This is a genomic window from Hydrogenophaga sp. UC242_53 (genome assembly GCF_042696965.1).
GTDB lineage: Bacteria > Pseudomonadota > Gammaproteobacteria > Burkholderiales > Burkholderiaceae_C > Hydrogenophaga.
Genome location: NZ_CP170552.1, coordinates 3,060,602 through 3,079,711, shown reverse-complemented (window position 1 = coordinate 3,079,711; position 19,110 = coordinate 3,060,602). Strand labels below are relative to the sequence as shown.

Here is a 19,110-nt window from a genome sequence, read left to right as displayed (position 1 = left end):
CCGCTGGCCTCACATGGCCTTGAACTGCGCCGCGTAGAGCCGGCTCACCGGCCAGTTCTCGGGGCGGCCGCGCAGGCGCAGGCTGTGCTTGCCCGCTTCGTCGCGCTGCACGCTGTCGATGGCATCGGCGCGCACCACCGTGCCGCGGTGCACCTGCCAGAACACCGCCGGGTCCAGCTGCGGAATCAGCTCCTTGAGCGGCGTGCGGATCAGCACCTCGCCCTTCGCGGTGAGCACGCGCACGTACTTGTCGGCGGCCTCGAACACCAGCACCTCGCCGATGGGCACCATGCGGATGCCCTGGCCCACGCTGGCCTGGATCACCTGCAGGCGCGGTGGTGCCGACGGTGCCGGCGCATGGCCCGAGAGCAGGGCGCGCAGGCGCACGAGCGTGGCCTCGTCGAACGCCGCGCCCCCGGCGCTGGCAGGCTGCCTTTGCGCCAGCACCTGCTGCACGCGCTGCACCGTGCGCGCCAGCCGATCGGGCTGCACCGGCTTGAGCACGTAGTCCACCGCCTGCGCCTCGAAGGCCTGCACCGCGTAGGCATCGTAGGCGGTGACGAACACCAGCGCGGGGAACGGCACGCCGTCGGGCCACTCGTCCGCCAGCTCGGCAGCGGCCTGCAGGCCGGTCTGGCCGGGCATGCGGATGTCGAGGAACAGCACATCGGGCTGCAGGCGCAGCGCGTGCGCCACCGCCGCGTCGCCATCGCCCACGGTGGCGCAGCACCTGAAGGCCGGGCCAGACCCGGGCGAGTTCGGCCTGCAGGGCCTGGGCCAGCAGCGGTTCGTCTTCGGCCAGCAGGGCGGTGGCGTTCATGGGGATGGGGTCCATGGCAGTGTGAGCAGGGTGCGCGTGCCGCCGCCGGGCTGGCCTTGCCAGTCCATGCGCGCACGGCCCGGGTAGGCCGTCTCCAGCCGCTCGCGCACCTGCGAAAGGCCGAAACCGGGTGTGGGCGAGGGCTCGCTGCCCACGCCCGTGTCGCTGACCTCCAGCACCAGGTCGCTGCCTTTGTGGCGCGCGCTGACGCGGACCTCGCCGCCCTGCAGGCTGGGCTCCAGGCCGTGGCGGATGCAGTTCTCCACCAGCGGCTGCAGCAGCAAGGGCGGCACGGGCTGGGTGGTGAGCTCGTCGGGCAGGTCCAGCGTGTAGCGCAGGCGCGGGCCCATGCGCACCGCCATCAGCTCCAGGTAGTCGCGCAGCCGGGCGAACTCCTGATCCAGCGTGTGGCGGCCGGCGCTGGCCTCGGTGCGCGAAGCGGTCAGCGTGGCGCGCAGGAAGTCGTTGAGCCGGTCCAGCATGGCCGTGGCGCGCACCGGGTCGGTGCCGATGAGCACGCGCAGGTTCGCCAGGGTGTTGAACAGCATGTGCGGTTCGAGCTGCGATTCGAGCAGCCTCAGGCGCGCCTCGCTGGCCTGGCGCTGGGCCTCTTCCTGCGCGAGGCGCGCATGGGCCAGCATGGCCCGGCTGGTGAAGTAGTAGGCGCCAAAGCCCCCGGCGGCCAGCGACATCAGCACGAATCCCAGCGTGGCGCGGGGCACGTTGCTCAGGCTCGCGAACAGATCGCGGCCCAGCAGCAGGTTCGCCACCACGCTGCCGCCCCCATAGGACGTCAGCACCGCGACCACCACCAGCAAGGCCATGCGCCAGGCGCCGGGCCAGCCGCTGGGGTTGAGCACGTGGCGGCCACCGTCGATCATCGCCCAGATGCCCAGGCCGATGCACTGCGAGTACACGAGGTTGACCGCGAACGCGTCGCCGTTGACCGCCGTGATGATCAGCGCGATCACGGTGTTGACCACCACGACCACCAGGGCGCGGCGGGCGGCGATGTCGGGCTTGAACTTGAACGGCGGCATGGCCGCAGTATCCCGCATGCCTGCCGCCGCCACGGGGCTCACCGGCCGTGTTCCCGCTGCAGCCGCTCGCGTTCCTGCGCCACCAGGCGCTGCTGCAGCCCGCCGCCGCCCAGCACGAGCCAGACCACCAGGCCATGGATCAGCAGGCCCAGGCCCCAGCCCAGCGCGGGGTAGATGGCCCAGTGGCGGCCGCTGGAGAAGGACAGCATCGCCAGCACGCTGTTGACCGAAAGAAAGACCAGCGCGTGCACGTACCAGCCCATGCGGGCGCCCGCGCGGCGGCGTGCCAGGCGGTCCAGGTCCTGGTGTTGGGGGTTCGAGAGGTTCATGGTGTGCTCCAGTTCAAGGGGGAAAGAAAGGAAGGGTTCAGGCCAGGCCCAGCCACTGGTGCCAGACCAGGCCGCCGAGGTAGCGGCTGGGCAGCAGGGTGAAGGCGCCGGCCACCAGGCAGGCGCTCACGTACAGCCACACCATCACGCGGCGGTGGGTGTTCACGTTGCCGCGCAGCAGGGCGCGGAACGCCAGGAAGAGGCTGCCGAAGACGATGGGCACCAGCAGGTGCACCGGCGTGTAGCCCGCGATGTTGGGCAGCTTGAAATCGCGGATGAAGATGGCCGAGATCGCGGTGACCAGCATCAGCGTGACCCAGGCGTAGCCGATGGCGCGGTGCAGGCGCGGGCGCTGGCTGTGGGCCTGGCGCGCGGCGTGCCCGCGCCGTGCCCAGAGCGCCACCGGGCCCAGCAGCACGGCGGCGATGGCGGCGGTCATGTGAACGGCGATGAGGGGCGTGAGTTGCATGGTGGGCTCCATCGGAGGGGATGGAGCGCACTGTGCCGGGGGCGCCGCCCGGGTGCCAGCGGCCTGCGACCGAATCGCCGATGCCTGGGGTGAAACGCCGCCAGCGCGGCGCGAAATGCAGGCGGGGGAACTCAGCTCGCCAGGGGTTTGGCGCTCAGCGTGAAGCTGAAGGTGGCGCCGCGCCCAGGCTCGGCGCTGGCCTGCAGTTCTCCGCCATGGCGCTGCACGATGCGCAGCGCGGTCGCCAGGCCGATGCCCAGGCCGCTGAACTCGTGCGGCATGTGCAGCCGCTGGAAAGGCTGGAACAGCTTGGCCGCGCGCGCCATGTCGAAGCCCGCGCCGTTGTCGAGCACGCTGAAGCGCTGCTGGCCGTGCTCGTAGGCACCCTCCACGCGGATCAGCGCCTCGGGCGTGTTCGCCGTGTATTTCCAGGCGTTGTGCAGCAGGTTCTGCATCAAGGCCTCCACCAGGGCCGGGTCGGCCATCACATGCAGCCCCGGCTCGATCTGCCAGCGCACCCGGCGCTGCGGCTCGGCGCCCGCGAACTCCTCCAGCAGCCGGGTGGCGATGGCGCTGAGGTGCACCGGCTTGCGCTGCAGCTCGCCGCGCGCGAACTGCGACAGCGTGAGCAGGCCATCGATCAGCTCGCCCATCTTCTTGCTCGCGGCCGTGATGCGCTGCAGGTGTGACTGGCTGTCGCTGCCCATGCCGGGGTTGTCTTCGTGCAGCGCCTGCGCGAAGCCGTTGATGATGCGCAGCGGCGAGCGCAGGTCGTGCGCTACCGCGTACGAGTAACTTTCCAGTTCGTCGTAGGCGGCCTTCAGGGCCTCGGTGCGGCGGTGGATGCGCTGCTCCAGCGAGGCGTTGAGCTGCTGGATCTCCAGCTCCGCGCGCTTGCGCTTGGTCACGTCCTGGATCACGCCGAGCGCGCGCACCGCGCGGCCCTGCGCGTCGCGCTCGAACTCGGCCTGCACCAGGAACCAGTGCTCCTCGCCGCCGAACAGCAGCCGGTACTCGATGTGGTAGTCGGCCTTGCCCTGCACCGCGAGCTTCCACAGCTCGAATGCCCTTGGAAAGTCGTCGGGGTGTGTCAGCGCGACCAGGTCCTGGGCGCTGAAGTCCGCCGAAGGCAGGCCCAGGATTTCGTGCGAGCCCGCCAGCGTGACGAAGCGCCCGGTGGTCAGGTCGGCGCGCCAGCTGGCCAGGCCCGCCAGGCCATGGGCCTGGCGCAGCAGGTGCTCGCTGGTGCGAAGCGCGTCCTCGATGGCCTTGCGCGCGCTGATGTCCTGCACCACCGCGATCAGGTAGTCCGGCTCGCCCGAGGCCTTGCGCACCAGCGAAATGGTGACGTGCGCCCAGACCACATGGCCCTGCCGGTGGATGTAGCGCTTCTCGAAGCTGTAGTGGTTGATCTCGCCGGCCAGCGTGCGCTTGAGCTGGCGCATGTCCAGCTCCAGGTCGTCGGGGTGGGTGAAGTCGCGGAAATGCTTGGTCAGCATTTCTTCCTTCGTGTAGCCCACGATGTCGCAATAGGTCTGGTTCAGTCGGATCCAGCGGCCATGGAGGTCGTTGTGCGCCATGCCGGTGGCGCTCTGTTCGAACGTGTCTTCCAGCTGCCGCTTGCTTTGCTGGAGCTGCTCGGTGGCCTCCTGAAAACGCTGGTTGCGGCGCTGCATCAGGGTGATGGCGCCCACCACCACGATCTGCGCCAGCAGGTGCCAGAGGTTGAGCCAGAAGGCCTCCACCGGGTGGTCGATCGCCAGGCTCCAGTACGGCTTGACCATCAGGAAGTTGATCAACACCGTGCCCAGCACCGCGCTGAGCATGCCGGGCAGGAAGCCGCCGTACAGCGCGGCCAGCGCGGTCGCGAGCGAGAGGGTGATGAAGCGCCCGCCCGAATCGGCCGGCGCCAGCGCCATGCGCAGCCAGACGGCCGCGAAGGTGAGCAGCACGGCCACCGCGCAGCGAAGCCAAAGGCTGTGTTCTTCGGGTTGCCAGTTCGCCACGCGCTGCCAGCCTTGCTGCAGCAGGTTCGTGGAGGACGGTGGGGTCGTCATGGGCGCGCGGTCCGAGGGGGTGCCCAGCTTACACCGGCTCGTGTCAGGCGGGGTGCCCCGGAGGCCGGCCGGCGGGGGCCAGAGCGCCCAGCACATCGTCGATGGCGGCGGCCGTCTCCAGCGGCTTTTCCATCGGGAACAGGTGGCTGCCCTCCAGGATGCGAAGCCGCTCGGGGTGCGCCTTGCCCACCAGGCGCAGCGTCATCGCCATGCCCACCTGCTTCATCTCCTGCGAGTCCGTGCCGCCGATGAAGCCCACCGGGCATTGCAGCGGGTGGCGGCGCAGCAGGCGGTCCAGGTTGTGGGGCAGGGTGTTGTAGATCGCGGTCTCCACCTCGCGGTCGAAGGCCAGCACGCGATGCGGCCGGCCTTGCGCGTCGGCCGCGTCGCGCGTGCCGTGGTGGATGTAGTCGCGCAGCACGTGCGGGTCCCATTGGGCAAACGCCTTCTTGCTGCTGAAATGGGCGTGCGCGGTCTGCGCATCGGGCCAGCTGTGGCGCCGGCGCCGGCTCACCTTGCCGGGCGAGACCGAGCCCACCAGCTGCGTGCGCTTGATCAGTTCGAGCGTGCGCGCGCGCCAGCCACCGAGCACCGGCGAGTCGATCAGCACCACGCCGCGCACCGCGTGGCCGCCCAGCCTGGGGTGGCGCGCGGCGCACATGAGGCTGAGGAAACCGCCCAGCGAATGGCCCACCAGCCAGGCGCCCTGGCCGTGGCGTTCCACCTCGGGGGCGGCGAAGTCCGCCAGCTGCTGCACCAGATGGGGCCAGTTGCTGGTCACCGGGTACTGCGGTTCATGGCCGAAGCGGTCCACCGCGCGCACCGTGTGGCCGCGGGCGCGCAGCGACTTGAAGAGCACCCCGTAGGTGCTCGCGGGGAAACTGTTGGCGTGGGAAAAGACGATCAGCGACATGCCTCAGATCAGCTTCTCTCGAGCGTTGGTGATCTTCTTGAGCGGCGCGTTGCGCGGGTTGTCGCTCAGCAGCGGCACGTCGGTGTGCGCGTCGTCCCAGGTCGGGTCCTCGATCTCGTCGAACACCTCGCGCAGCTTCTGGCCCCAGGTCTTGTGCAGCATGCGGAAGTAGGGGTTGTCGTTGTCGATGCAGGTGATCTTGTCGGACTGCAGCATGTTGGCCTCGTACACCGCCAGATCCAGCGGCAGACCCACCGACAGGTTGGACTTCAGCGTGGAGTCCATCGACACCAGCACGCATTTGGCGGCCTCGTCCAGCGGCGTCTCGGGCGCGATCACGCGGTCCAGCACCGGCTTGCCGTACTTCGACTCGCCGATCTGGAAGAACGGGGTCTCCGACGTGGCCTCGATGAAGTTGCCGGCCGAATACACCTGGAACAGGCGCATGCCCTCGCCGCGCACCTGGCCGCCGAAGATCATGGAGGCATTGAAATCCACGCCCGCGCGCTGCAGCGCATCGCCGTCGCGCTCGTACACATGGCGCACCGCCGAGCCCAGCACGCGCGCGGCATCGAACATGCTCTTGGCGTTCCAGATCGTGATGGGCTCACCCCCATCGGGGTCGGTGAGCTGCTCCACCTGCAGGATCTCGCGCACCGACTGCGAAATGCTCAGGTTGCCGGCCGACAGCAGGCACATGAAGCGGTCGCCCGGCTTTTCATAGACGATCATCTTGCGGAAGGTGCTGATCTGGTCCAGGCCCGCGTTGGTGCGCGAGTCGGAGAGGAAGACCATGCCCGCGTTGAGTTTGACGGCGACGCAGTAAGTCATGATAAGGCAGCGAGTTTCTTGAGGGCGTAAAGCTGTTCCAGCGCTTCGCGCGGGCTCAGGGTGTCGGGGTCGATCTGCGCCACGGCCGCCTGCAGCGGGTGCGCTTCAGGCTCCAGTGTGGCAGGTGGGGGCGCGAACAGGTCCACCTGGCTGCGGCTTTCTTCGCTCTGGGCCTCCAGAGCGGCCAGGGCGTGGCGCGCATGCTGCACCACCCCGGCCGGCACGCCGGCCAGGCGCGCCACCTGGATGCCGTAGCTTCGGCTGGCCGGGCCCGGTTCGATCTGGTGCAGGAACACGATGCCGCCACCGCCCTTGCCGCCCGACTCCACCGCGCTCACGTGCACGTTCACCGCCGCGTGGTGGCTGGCGGGGAATTCGGTCAGCTCGAAATAGTGCGTGGCGAACAGCGTGTACGCGCGCGACTTGTCGTGCAGGTGCGTGGCGATGCCGCCGGCCAGCGCCAGACCGTCGAAGGTGGACGTGCCCCGGCCGATCTCGTCCATCAGCACCAGGCTCTCGGGCGTGGCGGCGTTCAGGATCTGCGCGGCCTCGGTCATCTCCACCATGAAGGTCGACTGCGCGTTGGCCAGGTCGTCGGCCGCGCCGATGCGGGTGTGAATGGCGTCGATCGGGCCCAGGCGGCACGAGGTGGCCGGCACGTGGCTGCCCATGCTGGCCAGCAGCACGATCACCGCCACCTGCCGCATGTAGGTGCTCTTGCCGCCCATGTTGGGGCCGGTGATCACCTGCATGCGCTGCTTGGGGCCCATCACGGTGTCGTTCGCGATGAAGCTGCCGCCCGAGCTTTCGTTCAGCCGCGCCTCCACCACCGGGTGGCGGCCGCCGCGGATGTCGATGCAGGGCTCGGGCACGAACTGCGGCGCGCACCAGTTCAGCGTGAGCGCGCGCTCGGTCAGCGCGCACAGCGCGTCCAGCGCGGCCATGGCGCGCGCCAGCTGCGTGAGCGCGGGAATGTAGGCCTGCAGCTCGTCCAGCAGGTGGTCGTACAGCCACTTCTCGCGCGCCAGCGCGCGGTCCTGCGCCGACAAGGCCTTGTCCTCGAAGGCCTTGAGTTCGGGCGTGATGAAACGCTCGGCGTTCTTCAGCGTCTGGCGGCGGCGGTAGTCGTCCGGCACCTTCGAGGCCTGGCCCTGCGTGACCTCGATGTAGAAGCCGTGCACCTTGTTGAACTGCACGCGCAGGTTGGCGATGCCGGTGCGCGCGCGCTCGCGCTGCTCCAGCTCGATCAGGAAGGCGTCGCTGTGGTTCTGGATGCCGCGCAGTTCGTCCAGCTCGGCATCGAAGCCGTCGGCGATCACGCCGCCATCGCGCACCAGCGCGGCCGGCTCGGGCAGCAGCGCGTCGCGCAACAGCTCGGCGCAGCCGTCGGGTGGTGTGAGGTGCGAGGCAATGCCGTGCAGCAGGCCGCCAGCGGCCTGCGGGCCCAGCTGCGCCGCCAGCTGGCGCGCGCGCTCCAGCGTCTGGCCCAGGCCCACCAGCTCGCGCGGCTTGACCTGGCGCAGCGCCGTGCGTGCGGTGATGCGCTCCACGTCGCTCGCGCCCTTGAGCGACTGCCGCAGCGACTGCCACAGGCCACCGCGCAGCGAGTCGATGGCGGCCAGCCGCGCGCGCGCCTCCGCGCGGTCGCGCCGGGGCTCCAGCAGCCAGCTGCGCAGCGCGCGGCTGCCCATGCCGGTGCAGCACACGTCCAGCAGCGAAAACAGCGTGGGGCTGGTTTCGCCGCGCAGCGTCTGCGTCAGTTCCAGGTTGCGCCGCGTGTTCAGCGGCAGGTCGATGCGCTCGCCGCTGCGCGCCACCTGCAGGCTGCTCACGTGCGTGAGCGCGCGGCCCTGCGTGTGTTCGGCGTAGTTCAGCAGCGCGGCGGCGGCCGCGTGCGCGTCCGGCATGTCCTGCGCGTCCCAGGCGGCCAGGCTCGCGGCCTGCAACTGCTCCAGCAGCTTGCGCTGGCCCAGCGCGGCGTCGAACGCCCAGGCCGGGCGCAACACCGCCACCAGCCGCCCGCCATTGCTGCCGCTCTGGCTGGCCAGCGCCTGCACCGACTTTTCGAACGCGGGCGTGGCGTCGGCGCTGTACAGCACCTCGCCGGGCGAGACGCGCGCCACCCAGTCGGCCAGCTCGTCGCTCGCGCACTGCGCCAGGAACACGATGCCTTGCGTGACCGACATCCACGCCAGCCCACAACCCGTGCGCGCACCCGGGTGCACCGCCATCAGCAGCGCTTCGGACTTGTCCGACAGCAACTCGCTGTCCGTCAGCGTGCCCGGTGTCACCACGCGCACCACCTTGCGCTCCACCGGCCCCTTGGCCGTGGCGACGTCGCCCACCTGCTCGCAGATCGCCACCGACTCGCCCAGCTTGATCAGGCGCGCCAGGTAGGTGTCCACCGAGTGGAAGGGCACGCCGGCCATGATCACCGGCTGGCCGGCCGACTGGCCGCGCTGCGTGAGCGTGATGTCCAGCAGGCGCGCGGCCTTCTCCGCATCCGCGAAGAACAGCTCGTAGAAATCGCCCATGCGGTAGAACAGCAGCGTGTTCGGATGCCCGGCCTTCAGGCCGAGGTACTGCTGCATCATGGGCGTGTGCTGCGACAGGTCCGGCTGGGCGGAAGGGCTGTCGGAAAAATCCTTTTTCATCGATGAGGTCGTGAATTTCTGGCCAGGGGTTCACCGCGCTGTGCCGTGGCACGGGCTGCATCGGTGGCAGCGGGCGAAGGGCGGTGGGAACGGTGAACGGCGCGGGTGGGTCTGTGGAAGGCGGCTTCGATGCCCGAGCTATATCTTATGTCTTACGACAGGGGCGTCGGCGGCACTGCCCGTTTTTTTGGCAACACAGTGCCAAGCCCCGCAGGAACTCGCTGCCGCCAGGTTGCTCCAGCGACATCCACAAACTTATGCACAGAAAGAAGGGACAACTCGGGGTGGGAGCCATCCCCGATGGGCGCCTACAGCGCGTTCGCCGGTTTCACGTTCAGGCCGAAGTGCCTCAAGGCACCGACGGCGAGGGAGTCGATCGAGTCCACCACCGGCAGGTCGAGCGGCCCCCTGCCCAGGGCCGCGAGCGCAACCGGGAGCTCCGTGCAACCCAGGATCACCGCCGCCGCCCCTCGGTCGTGCAGCACCCGCACCGAGTGGGCAAGCGCCGCGCTGGCCTGCGGCAGCCGATTCTGTTTGACCGCCTTGATCGGCCGCACGCAAAGCCGCTGCACGTCGTCTTCGCTGAGCGGCAGCACCGCATAGCCCGCTTGCGCCAGTGCGTCCCGGTACAGGCTCGAATGCACGGTCGCCGGCGTGCCAAGCAGGCCGACGCGCCCGCCAGGGATGCCACTGGCCCGGAGCCTTTCAACGACCGACGAGACGATGTGGATCAAGGGCATCTTCACGCACATCGCCAGCTCGGGGTACCAGTGGTGCGCGGTGTTGCAGGGGGATCACGGCGCAGCTGCATCCGCTGGCCTCGAGGAACTGCAGGCCTTTTCGCATCGCCGGCAAAGGGCTTGTTCCACGCCCGAGCACCGCATCGGAGCGGTCCGGGATCTGCGGGTCGTTGACCAGCAACACCGGAAGGTGCTCCTGATCGCTGCCGACATCGGTCAGCAACGCCAGGCGATAGGCGAAGTACGCTCCCGCGGCAGGCCCCATGCCTCCAAGCACACCCAGCATTGATGCAAATCCCCATCGCGTTGTTCGGCGGTCAGGTCGACCGGGCTGCCCCACTCATGGACCCGCTCAATCCATGGTGATCTTTCCCTTCTTGATCACCTCGCTCCAGCGTTGGGTTTCGAACTGCACCAGCGCGGCATAGTCCGCACTCGACCCCGACAGCGGCACGGCCCCCTGGGCTGCCAGGCTTTCGGTGGTGCTCTTCTCCCGGCTGATCTTGTGGATCTCGGCGGAGAGCCTGTCGATGATCGCCTTCGGCGTGGCCGCTGGCGCCAGCACACCCGTCCAGGAATCCACGACCACGTCGGGAACCCCGGCCTCTTCCATGGTGGGCACGTCGGGCACGCTGGCCGATCGCCGTGCGCTCGCCATGGCCAGTGCACGGATCTTTCCGCTCTGGATGTACGGCAGCACGTTCGGCAGGTTGACGAACATCAGGTCGATCTGACCGGACAGCAGGTCCGTGGTCGCCGGGCCGGCGCCCTTGAAAGACACGTGCTCGAACTCGGTGCCCGTCTTGTGCTGGAACAGCTCGCCCACCATCTGGTTGACGCTGCCATTGCCCGCGGAGCCCATGAACAGCTTCTTGCCGCTCGATTTCGAGTAAACGATCAACTCCTTGACGTTCTTCGCGGGCACCTTGGACGAGACCACCAGCACATTGGGCACGGAGGCAAACAGGGCCACCTGGGCGAAGGCCTTGTTCGCGTCGTACGACAGGTTCTTGTAGAGCAGCGGGTGGAACGACTGATGGCTCGATGAGGCGAGCAGCAGCGTGTAGCCATCCGGCGGGGCCTTGGCCGACGATGTCCGCGCCCACCGTGCCGCCCGCGCCCGGCCTGTTGTCCACAATCACCTGTTGGCCCAGGCTTTCCGACAGGCGTTGCGCAAGCACCCGGCCGATCAGATTCACCGTGCCTCCCGGTGCAAAAGGCACGATCAGCCGGATGGGCTTCTCCGGATACGGGGCCGCCGAAGCGCCCGTGGCAAGCAGAACGGCAGAGGCAACCCCGATGAGCATTTTGGAAATGGTGTTCATGGTCAACAGCCTTGAAGGGAGGTGAAGGGGATTCAGCTGGCCGCGATGGCCCCGATGTCGCGTTTCATCTGTTGGCGTGCCGTGCCGAGCCGGCGCCTGATTGCCTGCACGCTGGCCAGCACGCTCTCGAGGTGGCGGCGTTGCCGCTCGACAGCCCGCACCACCTCCGCCGGGGCGGGCCCGCCGTGGCGCCGGGCATTCACGCTCGCGACAGGGTCCAGGTACTGGCTCAGCTTGTCCTCAGGCCACCCGATGGCGGTCCCGACCACATCGACGGCCACGCGGTCCAACATGTCGCTGGTCAGTTCCAGTGCCGACTTGCCCGAGTCCAGGGCGAGCCGCACCAGACCGCCGACCACGTGGTGCGCATCGCGGAAAGACAGGCCTGCTTCGGCCACGAGGCCGTCGGCCAGATCCGTGCGCAGCCGAAAAGTCGAACCGCACGTGTTGCAGCATGTGCTCCCGCTTCGGCTCGGCGCTGCTCAGGATCAGCTCGAAGAGCGAGAGGCAGCGCAGGGTCTCTTCCGAACACTCCCAGAAGCTCCGCATGCTTTCCCGGCTGCTGTCGCCCGAGTGCGTGAAGTGCGTGCCCTTCACCGCGATCAGGGACGTCGTGAGCAGCCCGATCACGTGGCTGGTCTTTCCCTTCAGGTATTCGAGCACGGCCGGGTTCTTCTTCTGCGGCATGATGCTCGACGTGCTCGCCACCCGGTCCGGGAAGGTGATCAGCCCGAACTCGGCGGTGGACCACACATAGAAGTCCTGCGCCACACGGCCCCAGGTCTGGGCCAGGATGCCATCGCCGACATGGCCTCCCAGGCGAAATCCCTCGAGGCGACCGCATCCAGCGTGTTCGCCACGACCGAGCTGAAACCGAGTGCCTCGGCCGTGACATCCCGGTCGATGGGGAACCGGGTGCCCGCCAGGGCGCCCGCGCCCAGAGGCAGTGCGTCGATGCGAGGCAGGACGCCCTGCAGGCGATCCATGTCGCGGCCAAGGGCCTCCGCCACCGCGCTCAGGTAGAAACCGAAGGTGATGGGCTGCGCGGGCTGCAGGTGGGTGTAGCCCGGCATCACCACTTCCTTGAACGCCTCGGCCCGTTCCAGAGCGACCTGCCGCACGCGGCCCATCGCTTCGATCGTGTCGAGCACCACCGTTCTCGCCCGGATGCGGTCGATCGTGGCGGCGATGTCATTGCGGCTGCGCGCCATGTGCAAGCGGCCCCCCACATCGCGCCCCGTGAGCGCCATCAGCCGGGCTTCGTAGTTGAAGTACGGGTCTTCCTTGGCGGGGTCGAGCTCCACCGCGGCCGGCCCCTCCGTCTCCATCCGCAGCAGACCGTTCGCCAGCTTTCTGGCGATGTCCGGTGAGACCAGGCCCGTCTTGTGCAGCATCAGCAGATGCGCCTGGTTCACGTCGGTGAGGTAGGTGAACTGTTTCGTGAAGTCACGCGCGAGGCGTGGCCCGTAGATGTGCTCGCAAATCTCTTGCGCTAGGGGCTGCGTGAGCCGCCGACTGACTTTCGATTCCATCGTCAAATCCTTTCGAGATGGACGAAGTATCGGAACCGCCATGCATGCCGTCAAATGACAGTTTCTGGTACGACCATACGCTTTTGATATGGCCTGTCGGGCGTACCATCGCGCCATGAACTTCAAACAGATCGAGACATTCCGTGCCGTCATGCTGACCGGATCGATGACCGCGGCCGCGCAGCAACTTCACACCTCGCAGCCCAACGTGAGCCGCGTGATCGGCAAGCTGGAGAACGAAGTCGGCTTCGAGTTGTTCGACCGCCTCTCCGGGCGCGTGGTCGCCACCAAGGGCGGCGAGGCCCTGTTCCGGGAGGTCGCGCGAGCGTTCGTGGGGTTGGACAGCCTCGCCGAATCGGCGCTGTCGATCCGCGAGGCGGGCGTGGGCACGCTTCGTGTCGCGGCGGCGGCCTCGATCTCCATCAGCGTCGTTCCGTTGGCCATCCGGATGTTCAGTGAACGCTACCCCGCCGTTCGCATCGTCGTCGACACCAGCGAGTCCGCCGTGATCGCCAACTGGACCGCCATCCAGCACTGCGACATGGGGTTCGTCTCCAACGTCTCCGACAAACCTGGCGTGGTGGCGTCCGTGCTGCACACCGAGAACGCGGTGTGCGTCATGCCTTCGGACCACCGGCTGGCGAAGAAGCAGCGCCTGTCGCCGCAGGACCTGAACGGGGAGCGCTTCATTTCCCTGCCCAATGGAGGCTCTTCGCGCCACGCCATCGATGCCGCTTTTCCCAAGGATGGCCGCATCCTCGCGCTGGAGACACCGTTCGCCGCCACCATCTGCAGAATGGTCAGCGAAGGCCTGGGCGTGAGCCTGGTCAACCCGATCCTGACCCGGACCATGAAGCTCCCAGGGATCGTCACCGTCCCCTTCAAACCCAACATCCCGTTCACCAGCTACCTGCTCAGGTCGCAGCTCGCACCGCGCGACACCCATGCGACCTTCTTCATCGCCTGCATGCGGGCGGCGTTCAAATCGCTTTGACGCGCGCGCCGCGCATGGCGCGGTTGGCGCTGCCTGCTCATTTCCTGGGCAACACAGCGGCAGGCCCCGCAGGCACTCGCTGCGGCAAGGTTGCTCCAGCGACATCCACAAAGTTATGCACAGAAAGACGGGACAAGTCGGGCACTGCCGTCTTTCGACAGGCGCCGACGGTATTACGCGGCCACCACGCTCGCGTGCGCGGCGACGATTCGCCAGTGCGCGCCCAGCAGTGCCCAAACGCGGGTGTATCTGAACCTGCCTTCAAAAGAATCGTTGCCATAGCGTCCAGCCAGCTGCACTCGCACCGCGACAACGGCCACATTGCCGAGCAGCCGGACGCTGCGGTCCGACGCATCGAGCGAGTCCAGCTTCAACAAGCCCGACCTGTGAACGTCAAGGTCTTCCTGCTTCGTCACAAGCATGCCTTGGTGGTTCGTGAACAGCAGATCGTCCGCCAGCAGTTCGTCCAGAACCGGGACATCGGAGGTGCGCATGGCGCGCGCCAGCCGTTCTTCGAGTTCAACAATGGCGTCGAGGTTTGCATCATTCATGACCGCATATTAATAGGGCCTTGCCACACCATGAGTTCGAGGGGTGCAATCCCTCAGGATTGCACCCCTCTGGTCAAGCTGCAGCCAACTCGGCCACAGCGGGCGGCGCCACCTGGTAGCCATCGAACTGCATCGTGTACTGCGCACGGCCTGATGAAAGCGCGCGCAGCCCACTGATGTAGCCGAACATCTCCTTCAGCGGCACCAGCGCGTCGACCACCGTGGCCGTGCCGCGCACCTCATGCCCTCGCACCTGGCCACGGCGGCGGTGCAGATCGCCGATCACGTCGCCCAGGTATTCGGTGGGCGTGATCACCTCCACGGCCATCACCGGCTCCAGCAGGTGCGGCCTGGCCTTGGCGAAAGCATCGCGCAGCGCATGGCTTGCAGCCAGCTCGAAGACCATGGCCGAGGAGTCGCGCTCGTGGAAAGCACCATCGAGCAGCACGGCGCGGAAGTCCACGGCCGGGTAGCCCGAAGCCGGACCGGCTTCGGCCGCGCGCCGGATACCCGCTTCCACCGCGGGAATGAACTCGCGGGGAATGGCGCCGCCGACGATGCGGCTTTCGAACTGCACGCCCGCACCTCGCTCCATAGGCTCCAGAGGCTCCAGGCGCAGCGTGAGCTGCGCGAACTGGCCCGGGCCGCCGGTCTGCTTCTTGTGCACGTGCGTCAGCTCCGCGACCGTGGCAATGGTCTCGCGGTAGGCCACCTGAGGACGGCCCACCACCACGCCCACGCCATAACGGTCGCGCAGCTTGTGCACGGCGACCTCCAGCTGAAGCTCGCCCATGCCCGACAGAATGGTCTGCCCCGATTCCTCGTCCTGGCGCACGCGCAGGCTCGGGTCCTCGCGCAGCATGCTCTGCAGCGCCTTGGACAGGCCTTGCTGGTCGGCCTTGGTGCGCGGCTCCAGCGCCATGTGGATCACCGGCTCCGGCACGGCAATGGACTCCAGCTGCACCGGGTGCCTGGGATCGCTCAGGGTCTGGCCCGTGAGGGTGTCCTTGAAGCCGACCACCGCGGCGATCTCGCCCGCCACGAGTTCATCGCGTTCGATGCGCTTGTCGGCATGCACCTCGTAGAGGCGGGCCGCGCGTTCCATGCGCCCGGTGCTGGTGTTGAGCACCGAGTCGCCACGCCGCAACCGGCCCGCATACAGGCGCACGAAGACCATGCTGCCGTGCTCGTCGGTCACCACCTTGAATGCCAGGGCGGCCAGCGGCGCGCTGTCGAGGCCCGTGGCCGTGCCTTCGCGCTCGCCAGGCGCGGGCAGCCAGTCGACCACCGCATCCAGCAGCGGCTCGACACCGCGATTGCGGAAGGCCGAACCCGCCAGCACCGGCACAAAGGCACGCTTGCGCACGCCCGCACGGATGCAGCGTTGCAGCAGTTCCACCGAGGGCTCTTCGCCCCGCAGCCAGGCCTCCAGGGCCTCATCGTCTTGCTCGACCACGGCTTCCAGCAGGCGCGCGCGGGCCGCCTGGGCTTCGGCCAGGAGGTCAGAGGGAATGGCGGCTTCCTGCACCGGCTGCGATGCATCGTCGCGCTCCCACAGCAGGGCACGCATGCGCACCAGGTCCACGACGCCGCGGAACTCGCCCTCGGCGCCGATGGGCAGGTGCACCGGGACGGCCTGCACGCCCAGGCGTTCGCGCATCGACGCGATCACGCGTTCGAAGTTCGCGCCCGTGCGGTCGAGCTTGTTGACGAAGGCGATGCGCGGCACCTCGTGCCGGTCCGCCAGGCGCCAGTTGGTTTCGGTCTGCGGCTCCACGCCAGCCACACCGTCGAGCACCACCACGGCGCCGTCGAGCACGCGCAACGCGCGGCCCACCTCGATGTTGAAGTCGATGTGGCCGGGTGTGTCGATCAGGTTGATCTGCACCCCGCGCCAATGCACGGTGGTGGCGGCGCTGTTGATGGTGATGCCGCGTCGGCGCTCCTCGGGGTCGAAGTCCATGTGGGCAGCGCCGTCGTGCACTTCGCCCATGCGGTGGCTCTCGCCCGTGTAGTAGAGGATGCGTTCGCTGGTCGTGGTCTTGCCCGCGTCCACATGGGCAATGATGCCGATGTTGCGGATGCCGTTGTTGTTGTTGATGCGGTTCATGGTGAATCTTTCCGGACCCCTCGAGGGTCCACATGTCAGGACGATCAAGCCGCCCCGGCATGGATTCACCAGGGCTGGCTCAGGAGGGAATGGGTCGGCCGGACCACGGGCGCACGCGCACGTATCCCACGTTCCGGCGGGCGGAAATCGTGGCGATCAGCTTGTCGTAAGTGCGCGTGAACATGTTGGAACCTGAAAAAACAAAAACCCCGGAAGACCATGCCTGCCGGGGTTGTGGGGCCGGAAGGTCATCTCCTTCCGATTGCCATCGAAAGGACGCAGCTAGGCAGCGAACGTGGGTTGGACGACGTTGAAATTGAACATGCCGCAATTTTCCTGGAATTGGAGTGCCCTGAGTGTCAGTAGGGCTGGAACTGGGCAAGATGAACATTCCGCTCGATGTGCGACGCAATCTCGTCTGGCGCTGCAACGACGGACCGACGAGGTGAAGAACGGATGTCACTGGCTGATGACCGTCAACGCCGATGATCCGTGTTGGCACGGTAACTGAGCCAGCCGGCCGTCATCGGCCCGCCGTCGCCCCGGTCTTTGGGATGGTTTCGGCCTTCCAACACAGGCACTTCATCAAAGTCAAACGGGCTCAGGCCAGCAATGCATGCCACGTTTACACCGTATTGGCTGGGGACGGAACGCCTGGAGTGAAAGGTATAGACGCCGCACACCGAGCAAAAGTAGTGCTTCGCCTGTCCAGTATTGAACTGGTAGAGCGTCAGCTTGTCCGCGCCCTGCACGACATGGATATCGTCCAGGTTGGCTGAGACGGCCACTGCGCCACGCATGCTGCAGTACGAGCAGTTGCACCGCCGCACGCTGCGCAGCCCATCAGTCAGAACCAAACGAAAGCGCACGGCACCACAATGGCAGGCCGCCTCGAGTTCGCGGCGTTCGTCAAAGTCAGAGGGAGTCAAAACTGCATTCCTTTCTTGGCCGATGGACGCCCATCGCAGCCAAAACTCGAATCAAGCCAGCGGCAGCACATGCCCCGTGCCCAACAAAGTGCGGCCCGACAGCAGCGCGAACTTGGTGCCATTCTTGAGCTGGGCCAGCGCCAGCTCCGGGCGCAGGAACTGCACCTCCAGCGTGCAAGGCATCTCGGGCACCGGCTCCCCATCGGTGGGCACCGCCAGGCGCGTGGTAAACCCCTCGGAGCCCACCACCAGCGCGCCATCGAAGTAGCCCGCACGGATCGGCCGGCTCAGCACCGGCGTGTCGGCTGCGAGCAAGGTGAGCTCGATCCGCGCATCTGGCTTGAACACTGTGCCCGCCGCGAAACCCTGCGGCAGGTGCTTCGGCGCCTTCGCACGCTGGATCAGCCAGCCGATGATGTTGCCGATGATCGGCAGCCACAACACCATCAGCACCGAGCCCAGATCGCGCGCCAGCGAAGGCTGTGGCGCGAGCCAGCGCACCAGGCCGCCGATGAGCGCGAGCACCAGCATCATCACCGTGATGATCTGACGGCGCTTGGAAATGGAGGAGGAGGAAGAAGAGGGAGAAGATCGTTGGGTCATGGTTGTGCAGGATACGGCTTGCCCAGCTTCCAGCGCGATTGCCAGTGCGCCATGTACTGGCTCGACACCTCGGGCATGCCGCGAATCACCACCACGTTCTCGGAATTCATCGTCTCGGCCGACGGCGCGAAATTGAACGAACCCGTCTGCACCGTGTGGCCGTCCACGATGATGGTCTTGTCATGGTGGATGTGGAAATGGTCGTTTGTCCGCAGCTCCACGCCGTGGCGGGTCACGAAGTCCATCGCCTTCCTGCTCGTCTTGCCCCGGTTGCGCTTCTTGTCCACCACCACGCGCACCTCCACGCCCCGGTTCTTCGCGTCCACCAGCGCCTGCATGATGTCTGGCGCCTGGAGCGCATAGGCCAGGATGTGAATGCTCTGCTGCGCGCTGGCGATCGTCTCCAGCACCAGCTGGCGCGCCGAGCCCTCCGGCGAGAAGCCCACCTGCACGCTCGGCGCCGCATGCGAAAGCAAGGAAGCGCCCAGCAGCCACGCCGCCAGCGCGATGGATCGCAGAAAAGTCGTCATGCCCATGCCCCCAAGCTGCGCCGGCACGAGGCGCGCGCCCGATGTGGGCCGCTGCGCAGGGCTGGCAGCCCACATCGTAGCCACAGGGGCTTGGCTTGGCCCCGTTCGGCCCGTTCAGTCCCAGCGAAGGGAGAACGTCGCGTTGTCGAACTCGCCGCAGTCGGCAGCGGCGTCGAGCAGGCGGGCCGCGAGTTCGCGCGCCTGCTCGGCGCTGAGGGTCCATTCCGTTTCCAGCGGCGCCTTGCAGGCCTGCAGCACCACGTCATAAGGGGCATCTTTCACCTTCGTGCGACGCGTGGACACCTTCAGCTCCGCCGACGTGCTGTGGTGAAGCGAAAACCACATGCGCTGCGTCGACACCGGTTTCGGGAAGAAGGGCATGTGCTCCGGATCGGGCGTGCATGTGGGCACTGCTGCTGAAGCTGCTGCCTGAGGGGATGGTTTGCGGCCAAAGAGTTTCATGAGGTCACCTTTTCATCGTCGTTCAAGCCCAACTCGCGCAGCACCGCGAGGCGGCACACGCTGGCCATGGAGCGGTGTTCGAGCCTGGCCCGCTCCTTCACATGCTCCAGCTCTGCGGGCGTGAGCCGCAGCGCGATGGGACGCGAACTGTTGACCCCGTTGGGGACGCGTTTGCGAGACGAAGAGACAGCGAATGTGGACATGGTCGAAGTTGCTCCTTT

17 protein-coding genes and 3 pseudogenes are annotated in these 19,110 nt (G+C 67.5%); 2 read left to right on the top strand and 18 right to left on the bottom strand.

The features are described 5' to 3' along the window. Positions 1 to 9: 9 nt before the first annotated feature. From ACFJI0_RS15480 to ACFJI0_RS15440, 9 genes and pseudogenes are all read right to left on the bottom strand, one after another. A pseudogene (locus tag ACFJI0_RS15480) lies at positions 10 to 820 on the bottom strand (LytR/AlgR family response regulator transcription factor). Then, positions 817 to 1,860 (bottom strand): sensor histidine kinase, encoded by a 1,044-nt coding sequence (locus ACFJI0_RS15475; protein WP_382320919.1) that lies wholly within the window; start codon positions 1,858 to 1,860, stop codon positions 817 to 819. Before ACFJI0_RS15475 ends, ACFJI0_RS15480 begins: the two are co-directional and overlap by 4 nt. 38 nt (positions 1,861 to 1,898) lie before the next feature. Then, positions 1,899 to 2,189, bottom strand: a complete 291-nt coding sequence (locus ACFJI0_RS15470; RefSeq protein ID WP_382320917.1) for a 2TM domain-containing protein — start codon at positions 2,187 to 2,189, stop codon at positions 1,899 to 1,901. 37 nt (positions 2,190 to 2,226) lie between these two features. Then, positions 2,227 to 2,658, bottom strand: a complete 432-nt coding sequence (locus ACFJI0_RS15465; protein WP_382320915.1) for a DUF2306 domain-containing protein — start codon at positions 2,656 to 2,658, stop codon at positions 2,227 to 2,229. A 131-nt stretch (positions 2,659 to 2,789) separates the two neighbouring features. Further along, positions 2,790 to 4,715, bottom strand: coding sequence for a PAS domain S-box protein (locus tag ACFJI0_RS15460; RefSeq protein WP_382320913.1), 1,926 nt, complete (start codon positions 4,713 to 4,715; stop codon positions 2,790 to 2,792). A gap of 43 nt (positions 4,716 to 4,758) precedes the next feature. After that, positions 4,759 to 5,628 carry an alpha/beta fold hydrolase gene (locus tag ACFJI0_RS15455; RefSeq protein WP_382320912.1) on the bottom strand — a complete coding sequence of 290 codons (870 nt, stop codon included), beginning with the start codon at positions 5,626 to 5,628 and terminating at the stop codon, positions 4,759 to 4,761. 3 nt (positions 5,629 to 5,631) lie between these two features. Next, a complete protein-coding gene (locus ACFJI0_RS15450; RefSeq protein ID WP_382156352.1) occupies positions 5,632 to 6,459 on the bottom strand; it encodes a peptidase in 828 nt (275 codons plus the stop codon). Next, the gene (gene mutS / locus ACFJI0_RS15445; protein WP_382320910.1) at positions 6,456 to 9,113 is read right to left on the bottom strand and encodes a DNA mismatch repair protein MutS; all 2,658 of its coding nucleotides are present in this window, start codon (positions 9,111 to 9,113) and stop codon (positions 6,456 to 6,458) included. The genes ACFJI0_RS15450 and mutS overlap by 4 nt, the downstream gene beginning before the upstream one ends. A gap of 308 nt (positions 9,114 to 9,421) precedes the next feature. Then, positions 9,422 to 9,847 carry an aspartate/glutamate racemase family protein gene (locus tag ACFJI0_RS15440; protein WP_382320908.1) on the bottom strand — a complete coding sequence of 142 codons (426 nt, stop codon included), beginning with the start codon at positions 9,845 to 9,847 and terminating at the stop codon, positions 9,422 to 9,424. Between ACFJI0_RS15440 and ACFJI0_RS15435 the strand changes: the two genes are divergently transcribed. After that, a complete protein-coding gene (locus ACFJI0_RS15435) occupies positions 9,837 to 10,142 on the top strand; it encodes a hypothetical protein (RefSeq protein ID WP_382320905.1) in 306 nt (101 codons plus the stop codon). The two genes, ACFJI0_RS15440 and ACFJI0_RS15435, sit on opposite strands and share 11 nt — an antisense overlap. A 63-nt stretch (positions 10,143 to 10,205) precedes the next feature. Here the strand turns inward: ACFJI0_RS15435 and ACFJI0_RS15430 are convergent. Together ACFJI0_RS15430 and argH are read right to left on the bottom strand one after the other, a co-directional pair. After that, positions 10,206 to 11,178 (bottom strand): annotated as a pseudogene (locus ACFJI0_RS15430) (Bug family tripartite tricarboxylate transporter substrate binding protein). Between the two features lie 32 nt (positions 11,179 to 11,210). Next, positions 11,211 to 12,710, bottom strand: a pseudogene (gene argH, locus ACFJI0_RS15425) (argininosuccinate lyase). 115 nt (positions 12,711 to 12,825) lie between these two features. On the opposite strand from argH, the gene ACFJI0_RS15420 reads away from it, so the two are divergent. Then, positions 12,826 to 13,704: a LysR substrate-binding domain-containing protein gene (locus ACFJI0_RS15420; RefSeq protein WP_382320903.1), complete on the top strand. Its 879-nt coding sequence runs from the start codon at positions 12,826 to 12,828 to the stop codon at positions 13,702 to 13,704. 173 nt (positions 13,705 to 13,877) lie between these two features. On the opposite strand, the gene ACFJI0_RS15415 is transcribed toward ACFJI0_RS15420, so the two are convergent. The 7 genes from ACFJI0_RS15415 to ACFJI0_RS15385 form a co-directional block, all read right to left on the bottom strand. Next, the gene (locus ACFJI0_RS15415; RefSeq protein WP_382320900.1) at positions 13,878 to 14,255 is read right to left on the bottom strand and encodes a nuclear transport factor 2 family protein; all 378 of its coding nucleotides are present in this window, start codon (positions 14,253 to 14,255) and stop codon (positions 13,878 to 13,880) included. 73 nt (positions 14,256 to 14,328) lie between these two features. Continuing rightward, a complete protein-coding gene (gene fusA / locus ACFJI0_RS15410; RefSeq protein ID WP_382320898.1) occupies positions 14,329 to 16,365 on the bottom strand; it encodes an elongation factor G in 2,037 nt (678 codons plus the stop codon). Between the two features lie 476 nt (positions 16,366 to 16,841). Continuing rightward, positions 16,842 to 17,294 carry a GFA family protein gene (locus ACFJI0_RS15405; RefSeq protein WP_382320896.1) on the bottom strand — a complete coding sequence of 151 codons (453 nt, stop codon included), beginning with the start codon at positions 17,292 to 17,294 and terminating at the stop codon, positions 16,842 to 16,844. Between the two features lie 51 nt (positions 17,295 to 17,345). Continuing rightward, positions 17,346 to 17,897 carry a hypothetical protein gene (locus ACFJI0_RS15400; protein WP_382320894.1) on the bottom strand — a complete coding sequence of 184 codons (552 nt, stop codon included), beginning with the start codon at positions 17,895 to 17,897 and terminating at the stop codon, positions 17,346 to 17,348. Beyond that, a complete protein-coding gene (locus tag ACFJI0_RS15395) occupies positions 17,894 to 18,427 on the bottom strand; it encodes a phospholipase D family protein (RefSeq protein WP_382320892.1) in 534 nt (177 codons plus the stop codon). The genes ACFJI0_RS15400 and ACFJI0_RS15395 overlap by 4 nt, the downstream gene beginning before the upstream one ends. 114 nt (positions 18,428 to 18,541) lie before the next feature. After that, positions 18,542 to 18,889: a hypothetical protein gene (locus ACFJI0_RS15390; RefSeq protein ID WP_382320890.1), complete on the bottom strand. Its 348-nt coding sequence runs from the start codon at positions 18,887 to 18,889 to the stop codon at positions 18,542 to 18,544. Further along, on the bottom strand, positions 18,886 to 19,092 hold the full coding sequence (locus ACFJI0_RS15385) for a hypothetical protein (protein ID WP_382320887.1): 207 nt from the start codon (positions 19,090 to 19,092) through the stop codon (positions 18,886 to 18,888). Before ACFJI0_RS15385 ends, ACFJI0_RS15390 begins: the two co-directional genes overlap by 4 nt. Positions 19,093 to 19,110 lie beyond the last annotated feature (18 nt).